Below are 18,172 nucleotides of genomic sequence, written 5' to 3' on the forward strand. Positions count from 1 at the left end.
ACCGGGTTGGCGGCCCGGCGGCCCCTCTCACGAGAAGGGCGGGCGCGGGTCGACCTGCCGGGAGATCCGCCCGGCGGTGCGCCAGGCCCGGGCCACGAGGTCGGCATCCTCGGCGGTGATCAGGTTGCCCATGACCCGCACCACCATGGACATCAGTTGCGGCGACCGGATGCCGGGCCGGCCCAGGGTGGGGACGGTCTTGGGCATGGTGAGCAGGCCGGCGAGACGGCGGGCGGCAGAGAACGCGAGCCCGTAGTGCTCCACCAGCACATCGCGCCACCGGTCGGTGTAGTCGTCCGTGCCGAGGAGTTCGACGGCGAGCCGGGCGGTCTCCAGGGCGTAGTCGATGCCCTCGCCGTTGAGCGGATTGACGCACGCGGCGGCGTCGCCGATCAGCATCCAGTTGCGCCCCGCGACACCGGACACCGCACCACCCATGGGCAGCAGGGCGGACGTGATCCGGACGGGTGGGCCGTCGAGAGCCCACTCGTCGCGCACCATCGCGGCGTAGTGCTCGAGGATCGGTCGAAGTGCCATGTGCGCCGGGCGTTTCGACGTCGCGAGCGCGCCCACGCCGACGTTGACCTGTCCGCCCCCGGCCGACCCGAGGGGGAAGACCCAGCCGTACCCGGGCAGCAGTGCGTCGTCGGGTCCCCGGAGTTCGAGGTGCGACCCCATCCAGTGCGAGTCGGCGCGTGCCGACGGTGCGTACGCCCGGGCGGCGACTCCGTAGGCGGTGTCCCGATGCCATTGCCGCCCCAGCGATTTGCCGATTCCCGAACGGACGCCGTCGGCGACGACGAGGTCGGTGACCCGCATCGTGTGTGTGCCCGCCGGCGTCGCGAAGGTCACCGCGCCCACCCGGTCACCGTCCATCTCGACGCCGATGGCCTTGGCGCCCTCGATCATTCGCGCTCCCACCGACACCGCATGCGTACGGATGGCGTCGTCGAACTCGGTGCGTGCCACCGCGCTGCCGTAGGCGGGGAACCGGCCGGAGGGCCACCGGACCTGCTGGCGTGCGCCCCAGCCGTTGAGCAGGAGTCCGTCGATGCGCGGACGATCGTCGAGGAGTGCGCCGAGCCCCAGCGCGTCGAGTTCGGCGACGGCCCGCGGCGTGAGGCCGTCGCCACACGTCTTGTCGCGCGGGAACACCGCGGCGTCGGCGAGGACCACGTCCCGGCCGGCGGCGACGGCATGGGCGGCCGCCGCCGATCCACCCGGTCCGGCACCGACGACGAGGACATCGGCGGAATCGGGGAAAGGAGGCGTCGTGTCCGTGCTCACCCGACCAGTATGTCCGGACCCCCGACGGGCTAGGCTCGCAGCAGGTGGGGTCTACGCGGCAGTCGCGTGTCCGCCGTCGAGTAGTTGCCGGATCAGACGAGATGGGGCCGCGTTTCCGTGAAGTCCACATTCGCCGGGGTTGACCTGGTGTCGGATGAGTTCGCCGATACGGTGCGCTCATCGCTGCAGCGGGTCGAGGATCTGTTGCTCGCCGAACTCTCGTCGGGTGACGAGGTCATGACCGAGGCGGCGACCCACCTCGCGAAGGCCGGTGGCAAACGGTTCCGGCCCATGTTCGCGATCCTGGCGGCCCGGTTCGGTCCGCGCCCGGATTCCGACGATGTCATCACCTCGGCGACGGTGGTGGAGATGATCCACCTCGCCACGCTCTATCACGACGACGTGATGGACGAGGCCGCGATGCGCCGCGGTGCGGCGAGTGCCAACGCGCGCTGGACGAACAGCGTGGCCATCCTGTCCGGTGACTTCCTGTTCGCGCGCGCCTCGCGACTCGTCTCGACGCTGGGCCCCGAGGCGGTGCGCATCATCGCCGAGACGTTCGCCGAACTCGTCACCGGCCAGATGCGGGAGACGGTCGGGGTCAAACCCGGCGCCGACCCCATCGAGCACTACCTGCAGGTCGTCTGGGAGAAGACCGGCTCGCTGATCGCCGCCGCCGCCCGCTTCGGCGCGATGGCCTCCGGGGCCGAGCCCGACGACATCGAGCGGCTCTCCCGCATCGGCGACATCGTGGGAGTCGCCTTCCAGGTGTCCGACGACATCATCGACATCAGCTCGGTGTCGGTGGAGTCGGGCAAGACCCCGGGTACCGACCTTCGCGAAGGCGTCCACACGCTGCCGGTCCTGTACGCGCTCACGGGCGACGACGCGACGTCGGCCCGGTTGCGCGAACTCCTGGTGGCCGCCGACGGCGCCGCCCGGCCGCTCACCGACGACGCCGAGGTCGCCGAGGCGATCGAACTGCTCGGTTCGTCGGCGGGTATGACCGCCGCCCGGGCGAAGTTGCAGGAGTTCGCCGACGAGGCGCACGCGATGCTGGCCGAACTCCCCGAGTCGCCGGCCCACCGTGCCCTGGCGTCGCTCGTGGACTACACGATCGAACGCGTGGGCTGAGGGGTCGACCGGCAGGATCTCTGCTCAGCCGGCTCAGCGACCGTCGCGGGCCATCTCCTGCAGGCGGCGGATGCGTTCCGCGGTCGGCGGGTGGGTGGCGAACATCTTGGCCATTCGGTCGGTCGTGCGGAACGGGCTCTCGATCATCATGTGCGACTGGGCCGCGATGTCGGGCTGCGGCGGCAGCGGCGCGGCCTGCACCCCGCCGGAGATCTTCGCCAGCGCTGATGCGAGTGCGAGCGGATCCCCGGTGAGTTCGGCCCCGGACTGGTCGGCCTGGAACTCGCGTGAGCGGGAGACGGCCAGCTTCACCAGGGTGGCCGCGATCGGTCCCAGCAGCGCGATGAGCAGCATCGCCAGCGGGTTCGGCGCGTTGTCCCGCCCGCCGAACGCGCCCATGAACATCGCGAAGTTGGCCAGGCCGCTGATCACCGCCGCCATCGCGCCGGCGATCGAGCTGATGAGGATGTCGCGGTTGTACACGTGGGACAGCTCGTGGCCCAGCACGGCGCGCAGCTCGCGCTCGTCGAGCAGGTGCAGGATGCCGGTGGTGCAACACACCGCGGCGTTCTTCGGGTTGCGGCCGGTCGCAAACGCGTTGGGCGACTCGGTGGGGGAGATGTAGAGGGCGGGCATCGGCTGGTGTGCCGTGGTCGCCAGCTCACGCACGATCCGGTACATGACCGGTGCCTGCAGTTCGGTGACCGGTTGCGCGTGCATCGCCTTCAGCGACATCTTGGCGCTGTTGAAGTAGACGTAGGCGTTCATGCCGACGGCGACGATCACCGATCCCCACAGGATCAGCGGGCTCTGGAACAGTGCGCCGATGCCGACGATGATCGCCGACATCAGACCCAGCAGAGCCGCCGTCTTCAATCCGTTGAAATGCATCGGGTCCTCGTCTGTCCGGCGCCGCGGGTCTCGGGCTCCGCGGGCGGCCCGGGCGAACCCGGTGCCGGCCGCGGAGTGCAGGCGCCTCATCCGGTCAAACGACGCAGCGCCCGTCTGGGTTTCCGACGGTCGGGGTTCGGTGCCGCCGACCCACCGACCGGGCGGGTCAGCGGTAGTTGACGAACTGCAGGGCGATACCGAAGTCCTCGCCCTTGAGCAGTGAGATGACGGCCTGCAGGTCGTCGCGCTTCTTGCTCGACACGCGCAGCTCGTCGCCCTGGATCTGCGCCTTGACGCCCTTCGGCCCCTCGTCGCGGATCTTCTTGGAGATCTTCTTGGCGTGCTCGGAGTCGATGCCCTGCACCAGCGAGCCGGTGATCTTGAAGGTCTTGCCCGAGCCGACGACCTCGCCGGCGTCGAAGGCCTTCAGCGAGATGTCGCGTCGGATCAGCTTCTCCTTGAACACCTCGAGGCCCGCCTGTGCGCGCTCCTCGGCGTCCGAGGTGATCACGATGTTCTCCTCGCCGGACCACTCGATGCCGGTGTTGGTGCCGCGGAAGTCGTACCGCTGCGACAACTCCTTGGCAGCCTGGTTCAGGGCGTTGTCGACCTCTTGCCGGTCGACCTTGCTCACCACGTCGAACGATGAATCAGCCATGTCCGACAGGGTATGTCATGGCGATCAGCGCAAGTGGGCGGCCGCGGGGGTCTACCGGGACGTCCGACGCTGTGCCTGCTCGGCGAGGGCACGACGTGACTCGTCGTGGAGCACCTCGAGCAGTTCTCGCTCGAGGGCGACGAACTCGGGAGCGGTGAGCCCCGCCGGATCGCGCGGGCGCGGGAGGTCGACACGCACCTCGTGGACCACGGTGGCCGGGCGGGCGGACAGCACGATCACGCGGTCCGAGAGGTGGACGGCCTCGCGGACGTCGTGGGTGATCATCAGCACCGTCCACCGATAGCGCTGCCACACCGACTGCAACCACGTCTGCATCTCGGTCCGGGTGAGTGAGTCGAGGGCGCCGAACGGCTCATCGAGCAGCACCAGGTCGCGATTCGAGACGACGGTGCGCAGGAGTGCGGCGCGCTGTCGCATCCCGCCGGACAGCTGGAACGGGCGGGCGTCTTCGAATCCGGCGAGTCCGAAGGCGGGGAAGAGGTCCGCGGCCCGGCGTCGGGCCTCCTTCGTCGGCACGCCCTGCACCTGGAGGCCGAGGATGGTGTTGTCCAGCACGGTGCGCCACGGGAACAGCAGGTCCTTCTGTGGCATGTACGCGCAGTGTCCGGCGACGGCGGGTTCGGAGCCGACGGACGCGCTGCCGGAATCGGGGACGTCGAGTCCGGCCAGCAGGCCGAAGACGGTGCTCTTGCCGCATCCGCTGGGCCCGATGACGGAGACGAACTCGCCGGGCTCGGCGGTGAACGACACCCCGTCGAGGACCTCCCGGCGAGGTTGTCCGCGTCCGGGTCGGGGAAAGGACTTGGTGAGCCGGTCGACGACAAGTCGGTGGTCCGGGACCAGCCGGTGGTCAGTCATGGTGGTTCCGGTCCTCGGCGCGGGCCCAGGGCGCGACGATCCGCTCGACGGCGAAGGTGAGCAGGTACAGCGTGACGCTCAGGAGCGCGGTCACCAGCACGGCCGCGAGCACCAGGTCCGTGCGGAACGAGTTCTTCTGCAGGCTCATGTAGATGCCGAGCCCCTGGGTGGCGCCGACGTACTCGGCGAACACGGCGCCCACCACCGCATAGGTGATGCCGATCCGCAACGCGGTGAAGAACCTCGGTAGCGCGGACGGGAGCCGCACGTAGCGGAAGACCTGGCGGCGGGTGGCCCCCATGCTGCGCATCAGCGCGCCGGCCTCGCGGTCGGTGGCGGCGAATCCCTCGATCAGGCCGATCGCCACCGGAAAGAACGTGACCAGGGCGATGACCAGCACCTTCGGGAGCAGGCCGAAGCCGAACCAGATGATCATCAGCGGTGCGATCGCGATGATCGGCAGGGTCTGGGAGGCGACGAACAACGGCACGAACGCCCGTCGCAGCGCCGGCGAGAAGTCGACGACGATGGCCAGCAGCCAGGCCAGGACCATTGAGACCGTGAACCCGATCAGGGTCACCTGCAGCGTCGCCGCGGCGTGCACCCCGATCTCCGCGCGGTGCGACCAACCCTGCGCGACGACGCGCGACGGCGACGGCAGCACCTGCGGCCGGATCCCGCTGACGTCGACGTAGACCTGCCAGACCGCCACCAGGACGACCACCGCGACGAGCGCGGGCGCGATGCGACGCAGGCCGGTGCTACCGAGGGGTGTCGAGGTAGTCATTGGTGAAGTACGTCGACCAGTCCGGCTCGGTCGTGAGCGGCGCCCCGTCCGGGCCGGTCAGCAGACCACTGCGGTACAGGAACCCGGAGTTCCCGGCCCACTGTTCGAGCGTCTGTCGCCCGACCCGGCCGTCGGCGTCCTTCATGTACTGACCGGCGAGCATGCGCTGGCTCTCGAACACCAACTGCTCGTCGTTGAACGCACCGGGGTTGGCGGCGAGGAGGTCGCGGGCCGCCGCGTCCGGGTCGTCGGCCGCTGCCTGGTAACCGCGCTGCAGCGCCGTCACGAAGGCCGCCGCGCGGTCCGGGTTGTCCGCCAGCCAGTCCTCGTTGGCGTCGACGACGATCGCGTATGCCTCCGGGAATCCGAAGTCGGTGTAGTGGAAGTACCTCATCGGGGTTCCGCGATGCTCGGCCTCGATGCCCTCCCACGCGAGATAGGAGACGGTGAAGTCGGCCTGACCGGAGTAGACCGCCTCGTATGCCGAGGTTCCGAGGGTCACCGAGGTGAACTCGCCGGTGCCGCCGTCGTTTCGGATCACCTGCTCGAGGGTCTTCTCCTCGCCCGGGTCGCCGAAACCGGCGTATGTCTTCCCGTCGAGGTCCTTCGGGCTCGTGATGTCGCGGCGATCGGCGCGGACACCGATGCCGGTGGCCCACTTCTGCAGCGGCGCGAACACGGAGATGGTGTGCGCGCCCGATGCCCGCGAGAAGGTCGACGAGTTGTGGGTGCTGATCCCGAACTCGGCGTTGCCCGCGTCCACGATGGTGTCCACGGCGGTGTTGTTGTACGGCAGGATCTCGACGTCGAGTCCGGCCTCCTCGAACCAGCCGCGCTGCTGCGCCACGAACAAGCCCGTGTGGTTGGTGTTCGGGGACCAGTCGAGCGCGAATCGGATGCTGCCGTCCGAACCGGCGCCCGAACCGCACGCGGTGATCGCCGACGACGCGACGACCGCGGCGGCGAGCACGGTGAGGAGGCGGCGCGCGCGGGCGCTCATGCGGCGGGCCACGGTTGCGGGTTCAGCGCGGTGTCCCAGAACAGAAGCTCGAACCGGGTGGCGACGGTGAACGCCGTGGCCATCGCGGCCCGCTCCCGCTCGCCGGCGTGCGCCGCGGCCTCGTCCACGAGTTCCCTTGCCCGCGAGGCGGATTCCTGGAATTCCGGGGCGTCGTAGGTGGTCACCCACTGCGCGTAGGGGTGGTTCGGGTCGGCGGCGAGCACCTGGGCGGCACTCGCGGCCAGGGCCCGGCCGACTTCCGCGTAGATCCAGAAGCAGGGCAGGGCCGCGGCCGCGCCGACCGCATACGACTCGGTCGCGGCGACGGCCGTCAGGTAGGACACGTACCCCAGGCACGCCGGCGACGGCTCGGGTTCGCCCTCACGCGGCGGCAGTTGGCCGCCGTTGAGCAGGTCGCCGTTGAGCAGGTCGCCGTGGAGCGCCGACTCGACGGTGGCCGCGGTGGCCGACGAGTTCGCCCAGAACCCCGCGGTCTGCGGGTCGGGGGACTTCGACGCCAGGATGGCGAGGGCCTTCGCGTACCCGGCCAGGTACAGCGAGTCCTGCTCCATGTAGGTGCGGAACACCTCGAGTGGCAGCGTCCCGTCGCCGAGCCGCCGCAGGAACTCGAGGTCGTCGATCGCCGTCCGCAACCCCTTCGTCTCCTCCCAGAGGTGGTCGGAGAAACGGCCGGAGACCGGCACGTGCGCATGCACAGACATGACATCCCTTCGTCAGCATTACCTGGACAGGTTCTCGGGTCTCATCTCAGCCCCGCGTCGCGGAGCACCCCGTGTCAGAACGCAGCCACAGTAGCAGGAGTGGGGGTCGCAGTGGGACGCCTGTGCCACGACCATGTCCCGGCCTGTTGACCAGCCGGTTTGCGCGTTGATGCGGTGTTCGTTGTATTCTTCACGGCGTTGTTCGTACGGCCGTCACGGTGGCCGGAAGAGCGGCACGGCAGGTTGCCCGAGCGGCCAAAGGGAGCGGATTGTAAATCCGTCGCGCAAGCTACATAGGTTCGAATCCTATACCTGCCACGGCGTGGTCCATTCTCGCGAAAACTGCTCGACAGTCGGTCTCCGACCAGCGATTTGTCTAGCGCAGACGCGAGTGTGTAACCTCGTTAAGGCTCTCGGGCACAATCGCCCGGGGCACGCCCCCTTAGCTCAGTCGGCAGAGCGTTTCCATGGTAAGGAAAAGGTCGACGGTTCGATTCCGTCAGGGGGCTCGCTGGACGAGAAGTCCGCGGGGCGGTGTAGCTCAGCTGGTTAGAGCGCACGACTCATAATCGTGAGGTCGAGGGATCGAGTCCCTCCACCGCTACACATCGGGTCCGACCGGAACCGAGCGCAAGGGTCGCAAGCCCTGAGGGAACTTCCGAACCCGACCACGTACCACCCGAAAGAAGGCAATCAAGTGGCCTCCTCAACAGATGTTCGCCCCAAGATCACCTTGGCCTGCGAGGTGTGCAAGCACCGTAACTACATCACGAAGAAGAACCGCCGCAACGATCCCGATCGCCTCGAGATCAAGAAGTTCTGCCCGAACTGCGGCAAGCATCAGGGGCACAAGGAATCGCGCTGACGCCGTCGTCGGCCGTTTCGAAGTACCACCAGCAGCGGGCTGCCTCTCGATGAGGCAGCCCGTCTTGCTGTGTCGGCCGAAGGAGTAGAGCTCAATGTCACAGGTAAGCGGAGCCGAGATCCAGGATCGTCCGGACGAGGCGTCGAACGGTGGCGCGAAGCCGACCCCCGACGAGATCGCCGCCCACACGCAGAGCCTCGTCGGCTTCCACTACACGGTCGACGACTATTACGAGATCGGCCGCGAGGAGATCCGTAAGCACGCGATGGCCGTGCAGGATGCGCACCCGACCCACTGGAGCGAGGAGGGCGCCCGGGCCTTCGGCCACGACCGCCTGATCGCCGCGCCCACCTACGTGTCGGTGCTCGGGATCATCGCCCAGCGCAAGCTCTTCGAAGACGTCGTCACCGGCTACGACATGTGGCAGATCATGCAGACCGACCAGCGGCTGGTCTACCACCAGCCGATGAAGGTCGGGGACCGCCTGATCTGCGACGTCTCGCTCGAGTCGTTCCGGCACGTGAGCAGTCCCGAGATGATCGACCTGATGGTCACCAAGAACGTCATCTGGAACCAGCACGACGAGCCGGTCATGACCACGTGGACCTCTCTGGCCGCGCGTCCCGGCATGGACGTCGACCCCGAACTCGAGGCGTCACTCGACCACGTGATGATCAAGGTCGACGCCATCGGCGAATCCGGGCACACCGTCGAGCCGAAGGCGGGTCGCTACGACCTCCCCGACCCGACGCAGTCGCCGGGCGCCTTCGGTGCCGTCGACTTCGACACGCTCACGGTGGGTCAGGAACTCACGCCCAAGCGGTACCTGCTGACGCGCGGCAATCTCGCGAACTATGCGGGCGTGGCCGGCGACCCCAACCCGATCCACTTCTCCGACCACGTCGTGAACGCGGCCGGCATGGACGACGTCGTCGCGCACGGCATGCAGACGATGGGGCTCGGCGCGAGCTTCGTCTCCGAGTTCATCGGCGACCCGGCGGCCTTCTGCGAGTACAACGTGCGCTTCACCAGCCCGGTGTACGTCCCGGCCGACGACAGCGCGGCCGTCGACTTCACCGGCAAGGTGAAGTCGCTCGATCCCGCAACTCGTCGCGGGACCATCGCGATCACCGCCAAGCAGGGCGATCGCCGCATCTTCGGACGCGCGCAGGCCGTCATCCAATTCAATTGATCGAGAGTGATCGTCGCTGCTAGGGTCGCCACCCATGTACTCCGGCATCGCCTCGTTGAAGCTCTGGACTCGTCGCTGACGGCGACGAGTTCCCTGTGAGCTCCCACCTGTAGTTCTCGTACGCCGTCCCGGTCCAGACGCCGGACGGCTGTGTCGTGCTGTCCGGCTCCCGACCCGATGAGAAGCCCAGTCTCATCGGCTACCGAAGAGCTGAGAACACACCATGTCTGCTGAACGCAGTACCCACATATCCGAAGGTCGACTCCCGGCGGGTTCGGCCGCCCACGTCCGTGCCGAGGCCGTGAGCGTCGTACGAGGCCCGCGCACGGTCCTCCGCGACGTCGATGTGACCGTCTCCGCGGGGTCGAGGCTTGCGGTGGTCGGCGAGAACGGTCGCGGCAAGACCACCTTGCTCCACGTCCTGGCCGGCGCCGTGATCCCGGACGGCGGGACCGTCACCCGCGCCGGCACGGTCGCGATGGTCGAGCAGGACCTGCCGACGGGCGACGCGCGCACGGTCGGGGAACTGATCTCCGACGCTGTCGGGGACTCGCTCGCAGCACTGGCCGAACTCGACGCCGCTACCGATGCGCTGGCCGAGGGAGCGCCGGGTGCCGACGACGGTTATGCCGCCGCCCTCGAGTCGGTCACCCGGCTCGATGCGTGGGACGCCGAACGTCGCATCGACATCGCGCTCGCCGGCATGGCGGCATGCACCGACCGGGACCGCCCCTTGTCGACTCTGTCGGTGGGGCAGCGGTACCGCGTGCGGCTGGCGGTGGTGCTGGGCGGCGGCACCGACCTGCTGCTGTTGGACGAGCCGACCAACCACCTCGACGCCGAGTCGATGGCCTTTCTGTCCCGCAGGCTGCGGTCGCACCCCGGCGGAGTCGCGGTCGTCAGTCACGACCGCGCCTTCCTGCGCGACGTCGCGACCGAGTTCATCGACCTCGATCCGACGCGGGACGGACGCCCGCGAACATACCGGGGCGGTTACGACGGATGGGTCGTCGGCAGATGCCGCGAACGTGAGCGCTGGGAGCGAGATCACGCCGCTCAGCAGGCTGCGCACGCCGAACTCATCCGTGCGGCGGACGCGGCCCGCGGGCGCCTGCAGAGCCACTGGACCCCGGACAAGGGCACCGGCAAGCATCAGCGGGCGACCCGGGCCGGCGGAGCCGTGCAACTGTTCAACCGTCGCGTCGACGAGCTGGAGAGACATCGGATCACCGTGCCGGTGCCGCCGGGCCAGTTCTGCCTGCCGGGTTCGGACACCCGCGCCGGGGCGCCGCTCGTGGACGGATGGGACCTCACCGTCGCAGGCCGCCTCGAGACGCCGGTGTCGGTGTCGATCGTCGGCGGATCGCGCCTGCTTCTCGTCGGACGCAACGGAACCGGCAAGTCGACCCTGCTCGCGGTGCTCGCCGGACTGCTCCCGCCCGACGAGGGCCGGCTCGACGTCCGTGCCGGTGCGCACCTCGGTTTCCTCACGCAGGAGGTCCCGCGGTGGGACCCCGACCGGACCGCGCACGAGATCTACGACGAGCAGCGGCGTCGGCTCGAAGTGCGCGGCGCCGACGCCCCGTCGCTGCGCGGCCTCGGTCTGCTCGACGCGGACGCCGCCCGCACCCCGGTCTCGCGGTTGTCGCAGGGGCAGCAGCGACGGCTCCACCTGGCGTCCTGCCTGGTCGCCCGGCCGGACGTCCTGCTCCTGGACGAGCCGACGAATCACCTCTCGGCCGGCCTCGTCGACGAGCTGACGGCCGGACTCGCCGACGCGGCGTGCGCGGTCGTGGTGGCCACTCATGATCGGCAGATGCGAGACGATCTCGACGGGTGGCCACGCATCGAACTCACCGATGGACGCGAACCGTGACGGTGAGCCGTCGCGGCGGGTGTACGGTCGTCGGGGGAGCGGAGGCGAGCCCGTTTTGGGTCCACCGCCCCGGTGATCTACACTGAAGTGTCTGATTGATTCAGACTTGCGCGCTACCCATAGGGTGGCGCGTTGGTTTTGTCGGCGACGAAACGTCGACGGGCCGCGAGGCCGGATCGAGAAGGACGGCAACGCCGACCACTCCGGTGGCGGGCGTCGCAAAGGGGCGTAGCTCAATTGGCAGAGCAGCGGTCTCCAAAACCGCAGGTTGCAGGTTCAAGTCCTGTCGCCCCTGCCCTGGTGAAGGGCACACGCTGACGAGAGGACCGCGAAGTTGAGCAAGCGAGACCGGGCCGCCCGCGCCAAAGACGCCGCAGAGGGTTCTGCGGCCGATTCGGCCGCGGCTGAGCTCGACGGTCGCGACGAGGCCACCGACGCGGGTACGGACGACGAGACGTCGACCGGAACCGCGAAGGAGCTGCGTCCGTCCGGTAAGCGCTCGGCTCGCGGACGTCGCTCGGCGGCGGGTGCAACCGACGGTGACACCGACTCCGACACGGGGTCCGTCGCCGTCAAGGAACGCAAGACCAAGAAGAAGGCGTCTGCCGAGGAGAGCCGGAATCCGTTCGTACGGATCTGGGTCTTCCTGACGCAGGTCGTCGCCGAGCTGAAGAAGGTCATCTGGCCTACGCGGCGCGAGATGATCACCTACACGATCGTCGTGCTCGTGTTCGTCATCGTGATGACCGCGTTCATTGCCGGCCTCGACCTCGCCTTCGCCAAGGGCGTGCTCTGGTTGTTCGGCTGACCCACGCGGTGGGCTCGGCCGGCGACGAGGAACACGACCGCCAGATGAACCATAAGGAGCGTGGGCTGCAGTGAGCACCCCGGAGAACGAACTCGCCTCGACCGATTCCGTCGACGTGGCTGCTGCCGACGTCGACGCTGTCGACGCGGCCGTGACCGACGCGGTGGACACCGAGGGTGACGCGGTCGCCGACGACGCGGTCGTCGAGGGTGACGAGGCCCCCGCCGAGGACACCGTCTCCGAGGATGCCGACGAGGTCCCGGTTGACGAGGCCGCCGCTGACGAGGCCCCTGTCGAAGAGGCCCTGGTTGAAGAGGCGGAGGTCGATCCGGTCGAGGAACTGCGCAAGCAGCTCCGCCGCGCGCCCGGCGACTGGTACGTGATCCACAGCTACGCCGGTTACGAGAACAAGGTCAAGGCCAACCTCGAGACCCGCGTGCAGAATCTCGACGTCGGCGACTACATCTTCCAGGTCGAGGTGCCGACCGAAGAGGTCACCGAGATCAAGAACGGCCAGCCCAAGAAGGTCAACCGCAAGGTGCTGCCGGGCTACATCCTCGTCCGCATGGAGCTCAACGACGAGTCGTGGGGCGCCGTGCGCAACACGCCGGGTGTCACCGGCTTCGTCGGGATGACCAGCAAGCCGTCGCCGCTCTCGCTCAACGAGGTGCTGCAGTTCCTGATGCCGCGGACCGAGGCCAAGAAGCCCGCCGCGTCGCGCGGTGCCGCTGCCGAGGGCGTGGAGGCCGCAGCTGCTGCCGCGTCGAACGTCATCGAGGTCGACTTCGAGGTCGGCGAGTCGGTCACCGTCATGGACGGCCCGTTCGCCACGCTGCCCGCGTCGATCAGCGAGGTCAACGCCGAGCAGCGCAAGGTCAAGGTCCTCGTGTCGATCTTCGGTCGCGAGACGCCGGTCGAGCTCGGGTTCAACCAGGTCGAGAAGATCTAGGGCCGGACCACAACCCAGAACTTTCACGTCTCCAGCGGGCGTGAATTCGCAAGGAAACAAGCAAGGAACAGAAGATGCCTCCCAAGAAGAAGAAGCTCGCCGGGATCATCAAGCTCCAGATCTCGGCAGGCCAGGCCAACCCGGCCCCGCCCGTGGGTCCGGCGCTTGGTCAGCACGGCGTGAACATCATGGAGTTCTGCAAGGCGTACAACGCGGCGACCGAGTCGCAGCGCGGCAACGTCATCCCGGTCGAGATCTTCGTGTACGAAGATCGCTCCTTCGACTTCAAGTTGAAGACCCCGCCGGCTGCGAAGCTCCTGCTGAAGGCCGCCGGCCTGCAGAAGGGCTCCGGCGAGCCCCACACCAACAAGGTCGGCAAGGTGAGCATGGACCAGGTCCGTGAGATCGCCAAGACCAAGGCCGAAGACCTGAACGCCAATGACATCGACCAGGCCGCGAAGATCATCGCCGGTACTGCTCGGTCCATGGGCATCACCGTCGAAGGCTGACAGACCTCATCATCACCGTGGGAGGGCCGGCTCGGCCCGCACCACACACCCCGCCGACTGACGGCGGAGAAGGAACAGAGCAATGAGCAAGAAGAGCAAGGCCTACGCGGCCGCGGCCGAGAAGGTCGACAAGACCAAGCTGTACAGCCCGCTGGAGGCTGTGGAGCTGGCCAAGGACACGTCGTCGAAGAACACCGACGCGACCGTCGAGGTCGCGATCCGGCTGGGCGTCGACCCCCGTAAGGCAGACCAGATGGTTCGAGGCACCGTCAATCTGCCGCACGGCACCGGTAAGACTGCCCGCGTGATCGTGTTCGCCGCCGGCGACAAGGCCGCCGAGGCCACCGCCGCCGGTGCCGACGAGGTCGGCGCCGAGGATCTGATCGAGCGCATCCAGGGCGGTTGGCTGGACTTCGACGCCGCGATCGCCACCCCGGATCAGATGGCCAAGGTCGGCCGTATCGCGCGTGTCCTCGGACCCCGCGGCCTGATGCCGAACCCGAAGACGGGCACCGTGACCACAGATGTCACCAAGGCCGTCAACGACATCAAGGGCGGCAAGATCAACTTCCGCGTCGACAAGGCTGCGAACCTGCACTTCGTCATCGGCAAGGCCTCGTTCGACCCGGCCAAGCTGGCCGAGAACTACGGCGCTGCCTACGACGAGATCATGCGCGCCAAGCCGTCGGCCGCCAAGGGCCGCTACATCAAGAAGGTCACCGTCTCCACGACGACGGGCCCGGGCATCCCGGTCGACCCGGCGGTCACCCGCAACTTCGCGGAGGCACCGCAGGCCTGATCTGATCAGGCGCACTGACACCCACGAGGGGCCCGGCATTCCGATGCCGGGCCCCTCGTGTTGTGTGCAATCACGCGTGGTCGGTGAGTATGCGTGCGAGTGCGGCTTCGACCGGGGTCAGCGGTGGGGTGGTGAGGTGCTCCGGCGGTGTTCGCGGATGGACGAGTTCTCGGTAGGCGAGTTCGAGGCGCCGGCCGCGGTCGCCGTAGCCGACGGCATCGGGCCGCGACTGGTGTGGGCGCGAGTCATCGCCGGACCTGGTGGCAGGTCCGTGGATCTCGTCGCGCACGGTGTTCAGATGTTCTGCGAACCGCCGGGGTATGTCGGGTCGGCGGTTGAGGCGTTCGGGGTTGGGCGGGGCGCCGGGTTCGACGTTCAACCGCCACAGGCAGCGGCCTTCGTCGGGTCCGGACCGTTCGATGCGGGTCGTGTATTGGCCGGGTTGGTCGCCGACCATCCGGTTATGACGGGGGCAGGCAGGGGCGAGATCATCGATGTCGGTGAGACCGCCCTTGGCCCAGTCCCGTTGTGCGTGGTGGAGTTCGACCTGGGTGGCGGGCTGGTCGCAGCCGGGTGCCGAGCATACTTCCCCGTCGGGGCGGGCGAAGGAGACGAGGCGCTGTTCGCGGGTCGCCAGGCGTTTGCCCCGCCCGAAGTGCAGCGGCACAGCGGTGGCGTCTTTGAAGATCGCCAACCAAGGTTGGACGTCACCGGCCATCGCGATCAAGTCCCGGATGGGCAGCAGGGTGCCGGTGGCGGTGGTGGCGAGTCCGGCTTCTCGGATCAGGTCCCCGAGGTCGGCTTTGACGATCAGTTGCACGGGCAGGCCGCGGTGCGAGGTTCCCAGTGTTCCGTCGGCGAAGCCTGCGGCCAGGGCGGCGTCGAGCGCGTCGTGATTCGTTTGGGCGAAAGTGCGACCGTCGCGGTCGGCTGCGGCGGTCAGGGCGTCGGGGTCGGCGGTGCCGGCCGGCCCGCGTGGCGACTGCGGGTCGTCGGAGTTGTTCAGTCCAGGTTTGCCCCAGACCGCGAACATCATCGACAACCGGGCGTGGAGTTCGGGAGTCAGCGTGCCCGAGATCTTTGCGGTCCCGTCAGCGCGTTGCCGACCGATCCACAGGCCGCGGCGCCTCTTGCGTTCCGAATCGTCGGCCAGGGTGCCGTCGGGGTCGAGGTGGGCGAGCAGGCGGGCACCGAGTTGGGTGATCTCGGCGGGGGTGTGGGCTTCGGCGATCTCGGCCATCTGTCGTTCGGCGGCGACCTTGATGTCGTGGTCGATGGTGCCCGGGATGCGGTCGAGGACATCCACTGTGGCCTGCACGTGCGCGGTGCCGACTGCGCCCTGTGCGAAAGCTTCCGCAAGGCAGGGGTACTCGGGTGGGAGGACCTCGCCACCGAGGCTGGTCCGGTGGGCGGTGGCGTCCATCTGCTTACGGCGCCGCATCGGGTTCGACACTCGTAGCTGGTGCGTCATGTACTGCATGAGGGTGCGGCAGCCGGCCTTGCGTGGCAGGTCGCGAGCGACGGCCTGATCGATCTGCCGGTCACCGGCGACGGTCAGACGTGCGATGGCGCGTTCGGTCTCCGCGGCCACTTCAGCGAGTTCGGCATCGGTACACGGTGACAGGTCCACGGTCTGCAACTTGTCGAGGGTGCGGTGCAGGTCGGCCACCAACTCGAGGGCACGCGGTCGCCGCGACGCTTGTTCGTCAGACATGGTCACCCCCGAGAACCGTTGCCGCGAATGTACGTTCGAGTGTACACCGGTGCGAGCGCATTGCAAGCCAAAACTGATGTTGTGCAACGCTATTCGGAGCCGGTAACTTGTCGGTGCCTCGTGGTAGGGGTCCACCGACTTCTCCGTGGGGCGGCGGCATGACGATCGCCGCGGCCCCACGTGTTCAACGGGGCGTCCCGCGACTCACTCCAGCCAGTTGTTGCCCCCGAGGTCCAATTGCGCGACATCCAGGGACGGGGTGATACCGGATTCCGGTGCGAGGCCGTGGTTCTCGAGAACGCCGCGCATGATCTCGGCGGCGTCGATGTTGAGTGGGCTCGACACCCACATCGCGTACGGCAGGTTCACGAAGCGGTTCTCGCGCACGGCCTTCAGGTTCCGGCTCGCCGGATTGGAACGCAGGGCGGCGATCTTCTCGTCGACCGACTGGCCGGGATAGTCGACGAACACGATGACGTCGGGGTCCGCGGTGGTGAGGCGTTCCCAGCTCACGGCGGTCCAGGTGTCCTCGATGTCCTCGGTCGCGTTGCGCGCGCCCGCGGCGTCGATGATGCCCTGCGGGCCGCCGAAGGATCCGGAGGAGAAGATGGTGTCCGAGACGCTGTCGAAGACGAAGACCGTCGGTTTCGCGGCGGGTTGTGGTGCGGCGCGCAGCTTCTCGAGGCGGTCGGCCACCTCGTCGGCCGCGGCGGCGCCCTGCTCGGGATTGCCGGTGAGGGTGCCGATGTTGCGCAGATCGGTGTCGAGCGCGACCCACGGGTCCATGGTGCCGCGCTGCGCCTCGCCCTCGGTCTGCCGGCACGCCTCGGACAACTGGTACACGTCGATGCCGTGTCCGGCGAGGATCTCGGGTGTGATCCCGCGCGATTCGCTCATGCCGTAGTTGTATCCGGCATACAGCACTTGGGGTTTCGCCGCGACGATGTTCTCGAGGGTGGGACGTTCGGTCGCGACCTCGTTCAGGGTGTCGACCTGGGGTCCGTACTCGAGCCGCAGGATGTCCTTGTCCCGGGCGAGCGCGCTGACCGCCACCATGTTGTCACGGGCACCGGCGGCGAGTGCGATCGCAATCATGCCGCCGTCGTTGACGAACAACCGGTCGAGGGGTTGCGGGAAGGCGACGTCGGCTCCGCAATTGGTTACGGTGACAGTGCTTTCCGACGCTGCGGTGCTGTCGGCACCGCAGGCGGTGGCAGTTCCCAGGATCAGTGTCGCCGCCACGATGGCGACGGTCGGGTGGACTCGGGACGTACGTATGGTCAAAGGATGTCCTCTCACGGGATGTCTTTCGTCAGAGCGCTGGGGGCGGGTGTGGTGGTGGGAGTGTTCAGGAGCAGATGGGGCAGGCCCGTCGATGGATGGTCGACGACGGTGCCGGACACCTCGAAGACGTCGGCCAGCAGAGCCGGCGTCAGCACCTCGACGGGTGGTCCGTGCACGATGACACCACCGTCGGAAACCACTGCGACGGAGTCGAAGTGACGCAACACCAGGTCGAGGTCGTGCATCGCCGCGACCACGGTGGCGTCGAGTTCGTCGAGGATCTCCATCAGTCGTAGTCGCCAGGCGGCGTCCAGGTGATTGGTGGGTTCGTCGAGCACCAGGATCGGGGTCTGCTGAGCGAGCGCGCGGGCGAGGACGACGCGGTGCCGTTCGCCGCCGGACAGCTGGGTGCACGAGCGGGTGCCCCAGCCGTCGAGCCCGACCTGGATCAACGCGCGATCGACCACCGTCTTGTCGTCGGAACTCCCGGTGGACCAGGCCGACCGGTACGGGGTCCGGCCGAGGCCGACCGCCTCGGCGACCGTCAGCTCCGCGGAGGGCTGTTCCTCCTGGCCGACCACCGCCATCGACATGGCGCGGCGTCGCGAGGGGATGCGGTGGAGGTCGTCTCCGTTCACCTCGACGGTGCCGGCGGCCGGGCGTTCGAGACCGCACAGCGTGCGCAGCAGGGTGGTCTTGCCGGAACCGTTGGGCCCGACGATGGCCAGTCGGGTGCCGGCGGGGACCGCGAGATCGACATCCCGCAGTACGACCCGGCCACCTCGACGGCACGCAAGCGCGTTCGCGCGCAACGACAT

The 18,172-nt window shown here is 68.4% G+C and carries 18 protein-coding genes, 4 tRNA genes and 1 riboswitch; of the genes, 12 read left to right on the forward strand and 10 right to left on the reverse strand.

Annotated elements, in window-relative coordinates; translation table 11 throughout:
• Positions 1–27 precede the first annotated feature (27 nt).
• Entirely contained in the window at positions 28–1,287 is a 1,260-nt protein-coding gene (locus tag B1818_RS13690) for a geranylgeranyl reductase family protein (protein WP_078113038.1), read from the reverse strand.
• 117 nt (positions 1,288–1,404) lie between these two features.
• Between B1818_RS13690 and B1818_RS13695 the strand changes: the two genes are divergently transcribed.
• Positions 1,405–2,421, forward strand: coding sequence for a polyprenyl synthetase family protein (locus tag B1818_RS13695; RefSeq protein WP_068970024.1), 1,017 nt, complete (start codon positions 1,405–1,407; stop codon positions 2,419–2,421).
• Positions 2,422–2,454: 33 nt separating this feature from the next.
• Here the strand turns inward: B1818_RS13695 and htpX are convergent, their stop codons facing one another.
• The 6 genes from htpX to B1818_RS13725 form a co-directional block, all read right to left on the reverse strand.
• A complete protein-coding gene (gene htpX, locus B1818_RS13700; protein WP_078113074.1) occupies positions 2,455–3,312 on the reverse strand; it encodes a zinc metalloprotease HtpX in 858 nt (285 codons plus the stop codon).
• 166 nt (positions 3,313–3,478) lie between these two features.
• Complete coding sequence (locus B1818_RS13705) at positions 3,479–3,970, reverse strand: YajQ family cyclic di-GMP-binding protein (protein WP_058253332.1); 492 nt, start codon at positions 3,968–3,970, stop codon at positions 3,479–3,481.
• Positions 3,971–4,021: 51 nt separating this feature from the next.
• Positions 4,022–4,849 carry an ABC transporter ATP-binding protein gene (locus tag B1818_RS13710; protein ID WP_078113039.1) on the reverse strand — a complete coding sequence of 276 codons (828 nt, stop codon included), beginning with the start codon at positions 4,847–4,849 and terminating at the stop codon, positions 4,022–4,024.
• Positions 4,842–5,636, reverse strand: coding sequence for an ABC transporter permease (locus B1818_RS13715; RefSeq protein ID WP_078113040.1), 795 nt, complete (start codon positions 5,634–5,636; stop codon positions 4,842–4,844). Before B1818_RS13715 ends, B1818_RS13710 begins: the two co-directional genes overlap by 8 nt.
• Positions 5,611–6,636, reverse strand: a complete 1,026-nt coding sequence (locus B1818_RS13720) for an ABC transporter substrate-binding protein (RefSeq protein WP_058253355.1) — start codon at positions 6,634–6,636, stop codon at positions 5,611–5,613. Before B1818_RS13720 ends, B1818_RS13715 begins: the two co-directional genes overlap by 26 nt.
• Entirely contained in the window at positions 6,633–7,358 is a 726-nt protein-coding gene (locus tag B1818_RS13725; protein ID WP_078113042.1) for a TenA family protein, read from the reverse strand. The genes B1818_RS13720 and B1818_RS13725 overlap by 4 nt, the downstream gene beginning before the upstream one ends.
• Positions 7,346–7,440, reverse strand: a riboswitch (TPP riboswitch). (Overlaps the previous gene by 13 nt.)
• 155 nt (positions 7,441–7,595) lie before the next feature.
• Here B1818_RS13725 and B1818_RS13730 point away from each other — a divergent pair.
• The 11 genes from B1818_RS13730 to rplA all read left to right on the forward strand — a co-directional run bounded on the left by B1818_RS13730 (position 7,596) and on the right by rplA (position 14,356).
• Positions 7,596–7,676 (forward strand) — tRNA-Tyr (locus tag B1818_RS13730).
• 118 nt (positions 7,677–7,794) lie between these two features.
• Positions 7,795–7,867: transfer RNA gene (locus B1818_RS13735), tRNA-Thr, on the forward strand.
• A gap of 21 nt (positions 7,868–7,888) precedes the next feature.
• A tRNA-Met gene (locus tag B1818_RS13740) sits at positions 7,889–7,962 on the forward strand.
• Between the two features lie 93 nt (positions 7,963–8,055).
• Entirely contained in the window at positions 8,056–8,223 is a 168-nt protein-coding gene (gene rpmG / locus B1818_RS13745) for a 50S ribosomal protein L33 (protein ID WP_045823858.1), read from the forward strand.
• A 94-nt stretch (positions 8,224–8,317) separates the two neighbouring features.
• Complete coding sequence (locus B1818_RS13750) at positions 8,318–9,415, forward strand: fused (3R)-hydroxyacyl-ACP dehydratase subunits HadA/HadB (RefSeq protein WP_065629247.1); 1,098 nt, start codon at positions 8,318–8,320, stop codon at positions 9,413–9,415.
• 223 nt (positions 9,416–9,638) lie between these two features.
• Positions 9,639–11,291, forward strand: coding sequence for an ATP-binding cassette domain-containing protein (locus B1818_RS13755; RefSeq protein ID WP_078113043.1), 1,653 nt, complete (start codon positions 9,639–9,641; stop codon positions 11,289–11,291).
• A 222-nt stretch (positions 11,292–11,513) separates the two neighbouring features.
• A tRNA-Trp gene (locus B1818_RS13760) sits at positions 11,514–11,586 on the forward strand.
• Positions 11,587–11,625: 39 nt separating this feature from the next.
• Positions 11,626–12,099 (forward strand): preprotein translocase subunit SecE, encoded by a 474-nt coding sequence (gene secE / locus B1818_RS13765; RefSeq protein ID WP_058253327.1) that lies wholly within the window; start codon positions 11,626–11,628, stop codon positions 12,097–12,099.
• Between the two features lie 70 nt (positions 12,100–12,169).
• On the forward strand, positions 12,170–13,048 hold the full coding sequence (gene nusG / locus B1818_RS13770) for a transcription termination/antitermination protein NusG (RefSeq protein WP_078113044.1): 879 nt from the start codon (positions 12,170–12,172) through the stop codon (positions 13,046–13,048).
• A 74-nt stretch (positions 13,049–13,122) separates the two neighbouring features.
• Positions 13,123–13,557: a 50S ribosomal protein L11 gene (rplK, locus tag B1818_RS13775; RefSeq protein WP_004021736.1), complete on the forward strand. Its 435-nt coding sequence runs from the start codon at positions 13,123–13,125 to the stop codon at positions 13,555–13,557.
• A gap of 82 nt (positions 13,558–13,639) precedes the next feature.
• Positions 13,640–14,356: a 50S ribosomal protein L1 gene (gene rplA / locus B1818_RS13780; RefSeq protein ID WP_065629251.1), complete on the forward strand. Its 717-nt coding sequence runs from the start codon at positions 13,640–13,642 to the stop codon at positions 14,354–14,356.
• A 70-nt stretch (positions 14,357–14,426) separates the two neighbouring features.
• Here rplA and B1818_RS13785 read toward each other — a convergent pair whose 3' ends face one another.
• From B1818_RS13785 to B1818_RS13795, 3 genes are all read right to left on the reverse strand, one after another.
• Positions 14,427–16,070 (reverse strand): HNH endonuclease signature motif containing protein, encoded by a 1,644-nt coding sequence (locus tag B1818_RS13785; protein WP_078113075.1) that lies wholly within the window; start codon positions 16,068–16,070, stop codon positions 14,427–14,429.
• A gap of 204 nt (positions 16,071–16,274) precedes the next feature.
• The gene (locus B1818_RS13790) at positions 16,275–17,312 is read right to left on the reverse strand and encodes an ABC transporter substrate-binding protein (protein WP_254859671.1); all 1,038 of its coding nucleotides are present in this window, start codon (positions 17,310–17,312) and stop codon (positions 16,275–16,277) included.
• Positions 17,313–17,365: 53 nt separating this feature from the next.
• Positions 17,366–18,172 (reverse strand): ABC transporter ATP-binding protein, encoded by an 807-nt coding sequence (locus B1818_RS13795; RefSeq protein WP_078113076.1) that lies wholly within the window; start codon positions 18,170–18,172, stop codon positions 17,366–17,368.

Origin of the sequence: Gordonia sp. IITR100 (genome assembly GCF_002009645.1) — a bacterium.
Lineage (GTDB): Bacteria > Actinomycetota > Actinomycetes > Mycobacteriales > Mycobacteriaceae > Gordonia > Gordonia hongkongensis.

Excerpts from the sequence above, each read along its gene's own strand:
- B1818_RS13785 (WP_078113075.1), bottom strand. The coding sequence starts at position 16,070 with ATGTCTGACGAACAAGCGTCGCGGCGACCGCGTGCCCTCGAGTTGGTG.
- B1818_RS13710 (WP_078113039.1), bottom strand. The coding sequence starts at position 4,849 with ATGACTGACCACCGGCTGGTCCCGGACCACCGACTTGTCGTCGACCGG.
- B1818_RS13755 (WP_078113043.1), top strand. The coding sequence starts at position 9,639 with ATGTCTGCTGAACGCAGTACCCACATATCCGAAGGTCGACTCCCGGCG.
- B1818_RS13750 (WP_065629247.1), top strand. The coding sequence starts at position 8,318 with ATGTCACAGGTAAGCGGAGCCGAGATCCAGGATCGTCCGGACGAGGCG.
- htpX (WP_078113074.1), bottom strand. The coding sequence starts at position 3,312 with ATGCATTTCAACGGATTGAAGACGGCGGCTCTGCTGGGTCTGATGTCG.
- B1818_RS13705 (WP_058253332.1), bottom strand. The coding sequence starts at position 3,970 with ATGGCTGATTCATCGTTCGACGTGGTGAGCAAGGTCGACCGGCAAGAG.
- B1818_RS13795 (WP_078113076.1), bottom strand. The coding sequence starts at position 18,172 with ATGTCGTTGCGCGCGAACGCGCTTGCGTGCCGTCGAGGTGGCCGGGTC.
- B1818_RS13725 (WP_078113042.1), bottom strand. The coding sequence starts at position 7,358 with ATGTCTGTGCATGCGCACGTGCCGGTCTCCGGCCGTTTCTCCGACCAC.
- rplK (WP_004021736.1), top strand. The coding sequence starts at position 13,123 with ATGCCTCCCAAGAAGAAGAAGCTCGCCGGGATCATCAAGCTCCAGATC.
- B1818_RS13720 (WP_058253355.1), bottom strand. The coding sequence starts at position 6,636 with ATGAGCGCCCGCGCGCGCCGCCTCCTCACCGTGCTCGCCGCCGCGGTC.
- B1818_RS13715 (WP_078113040.1), bottom strand. The coding sequence starts at position 5,636 with ATGACTACCTCGACACCCCTCGGTAGCACCGGCCTGCGTCGCATCGCG.
- rplA (WP_065629251.1), top strand. The coding sequence starts at position 13,640 with ATGAGCAAGAAGAGCAAGGCCTACGCGGCCGCGGCCGAGAAGGTCGAC.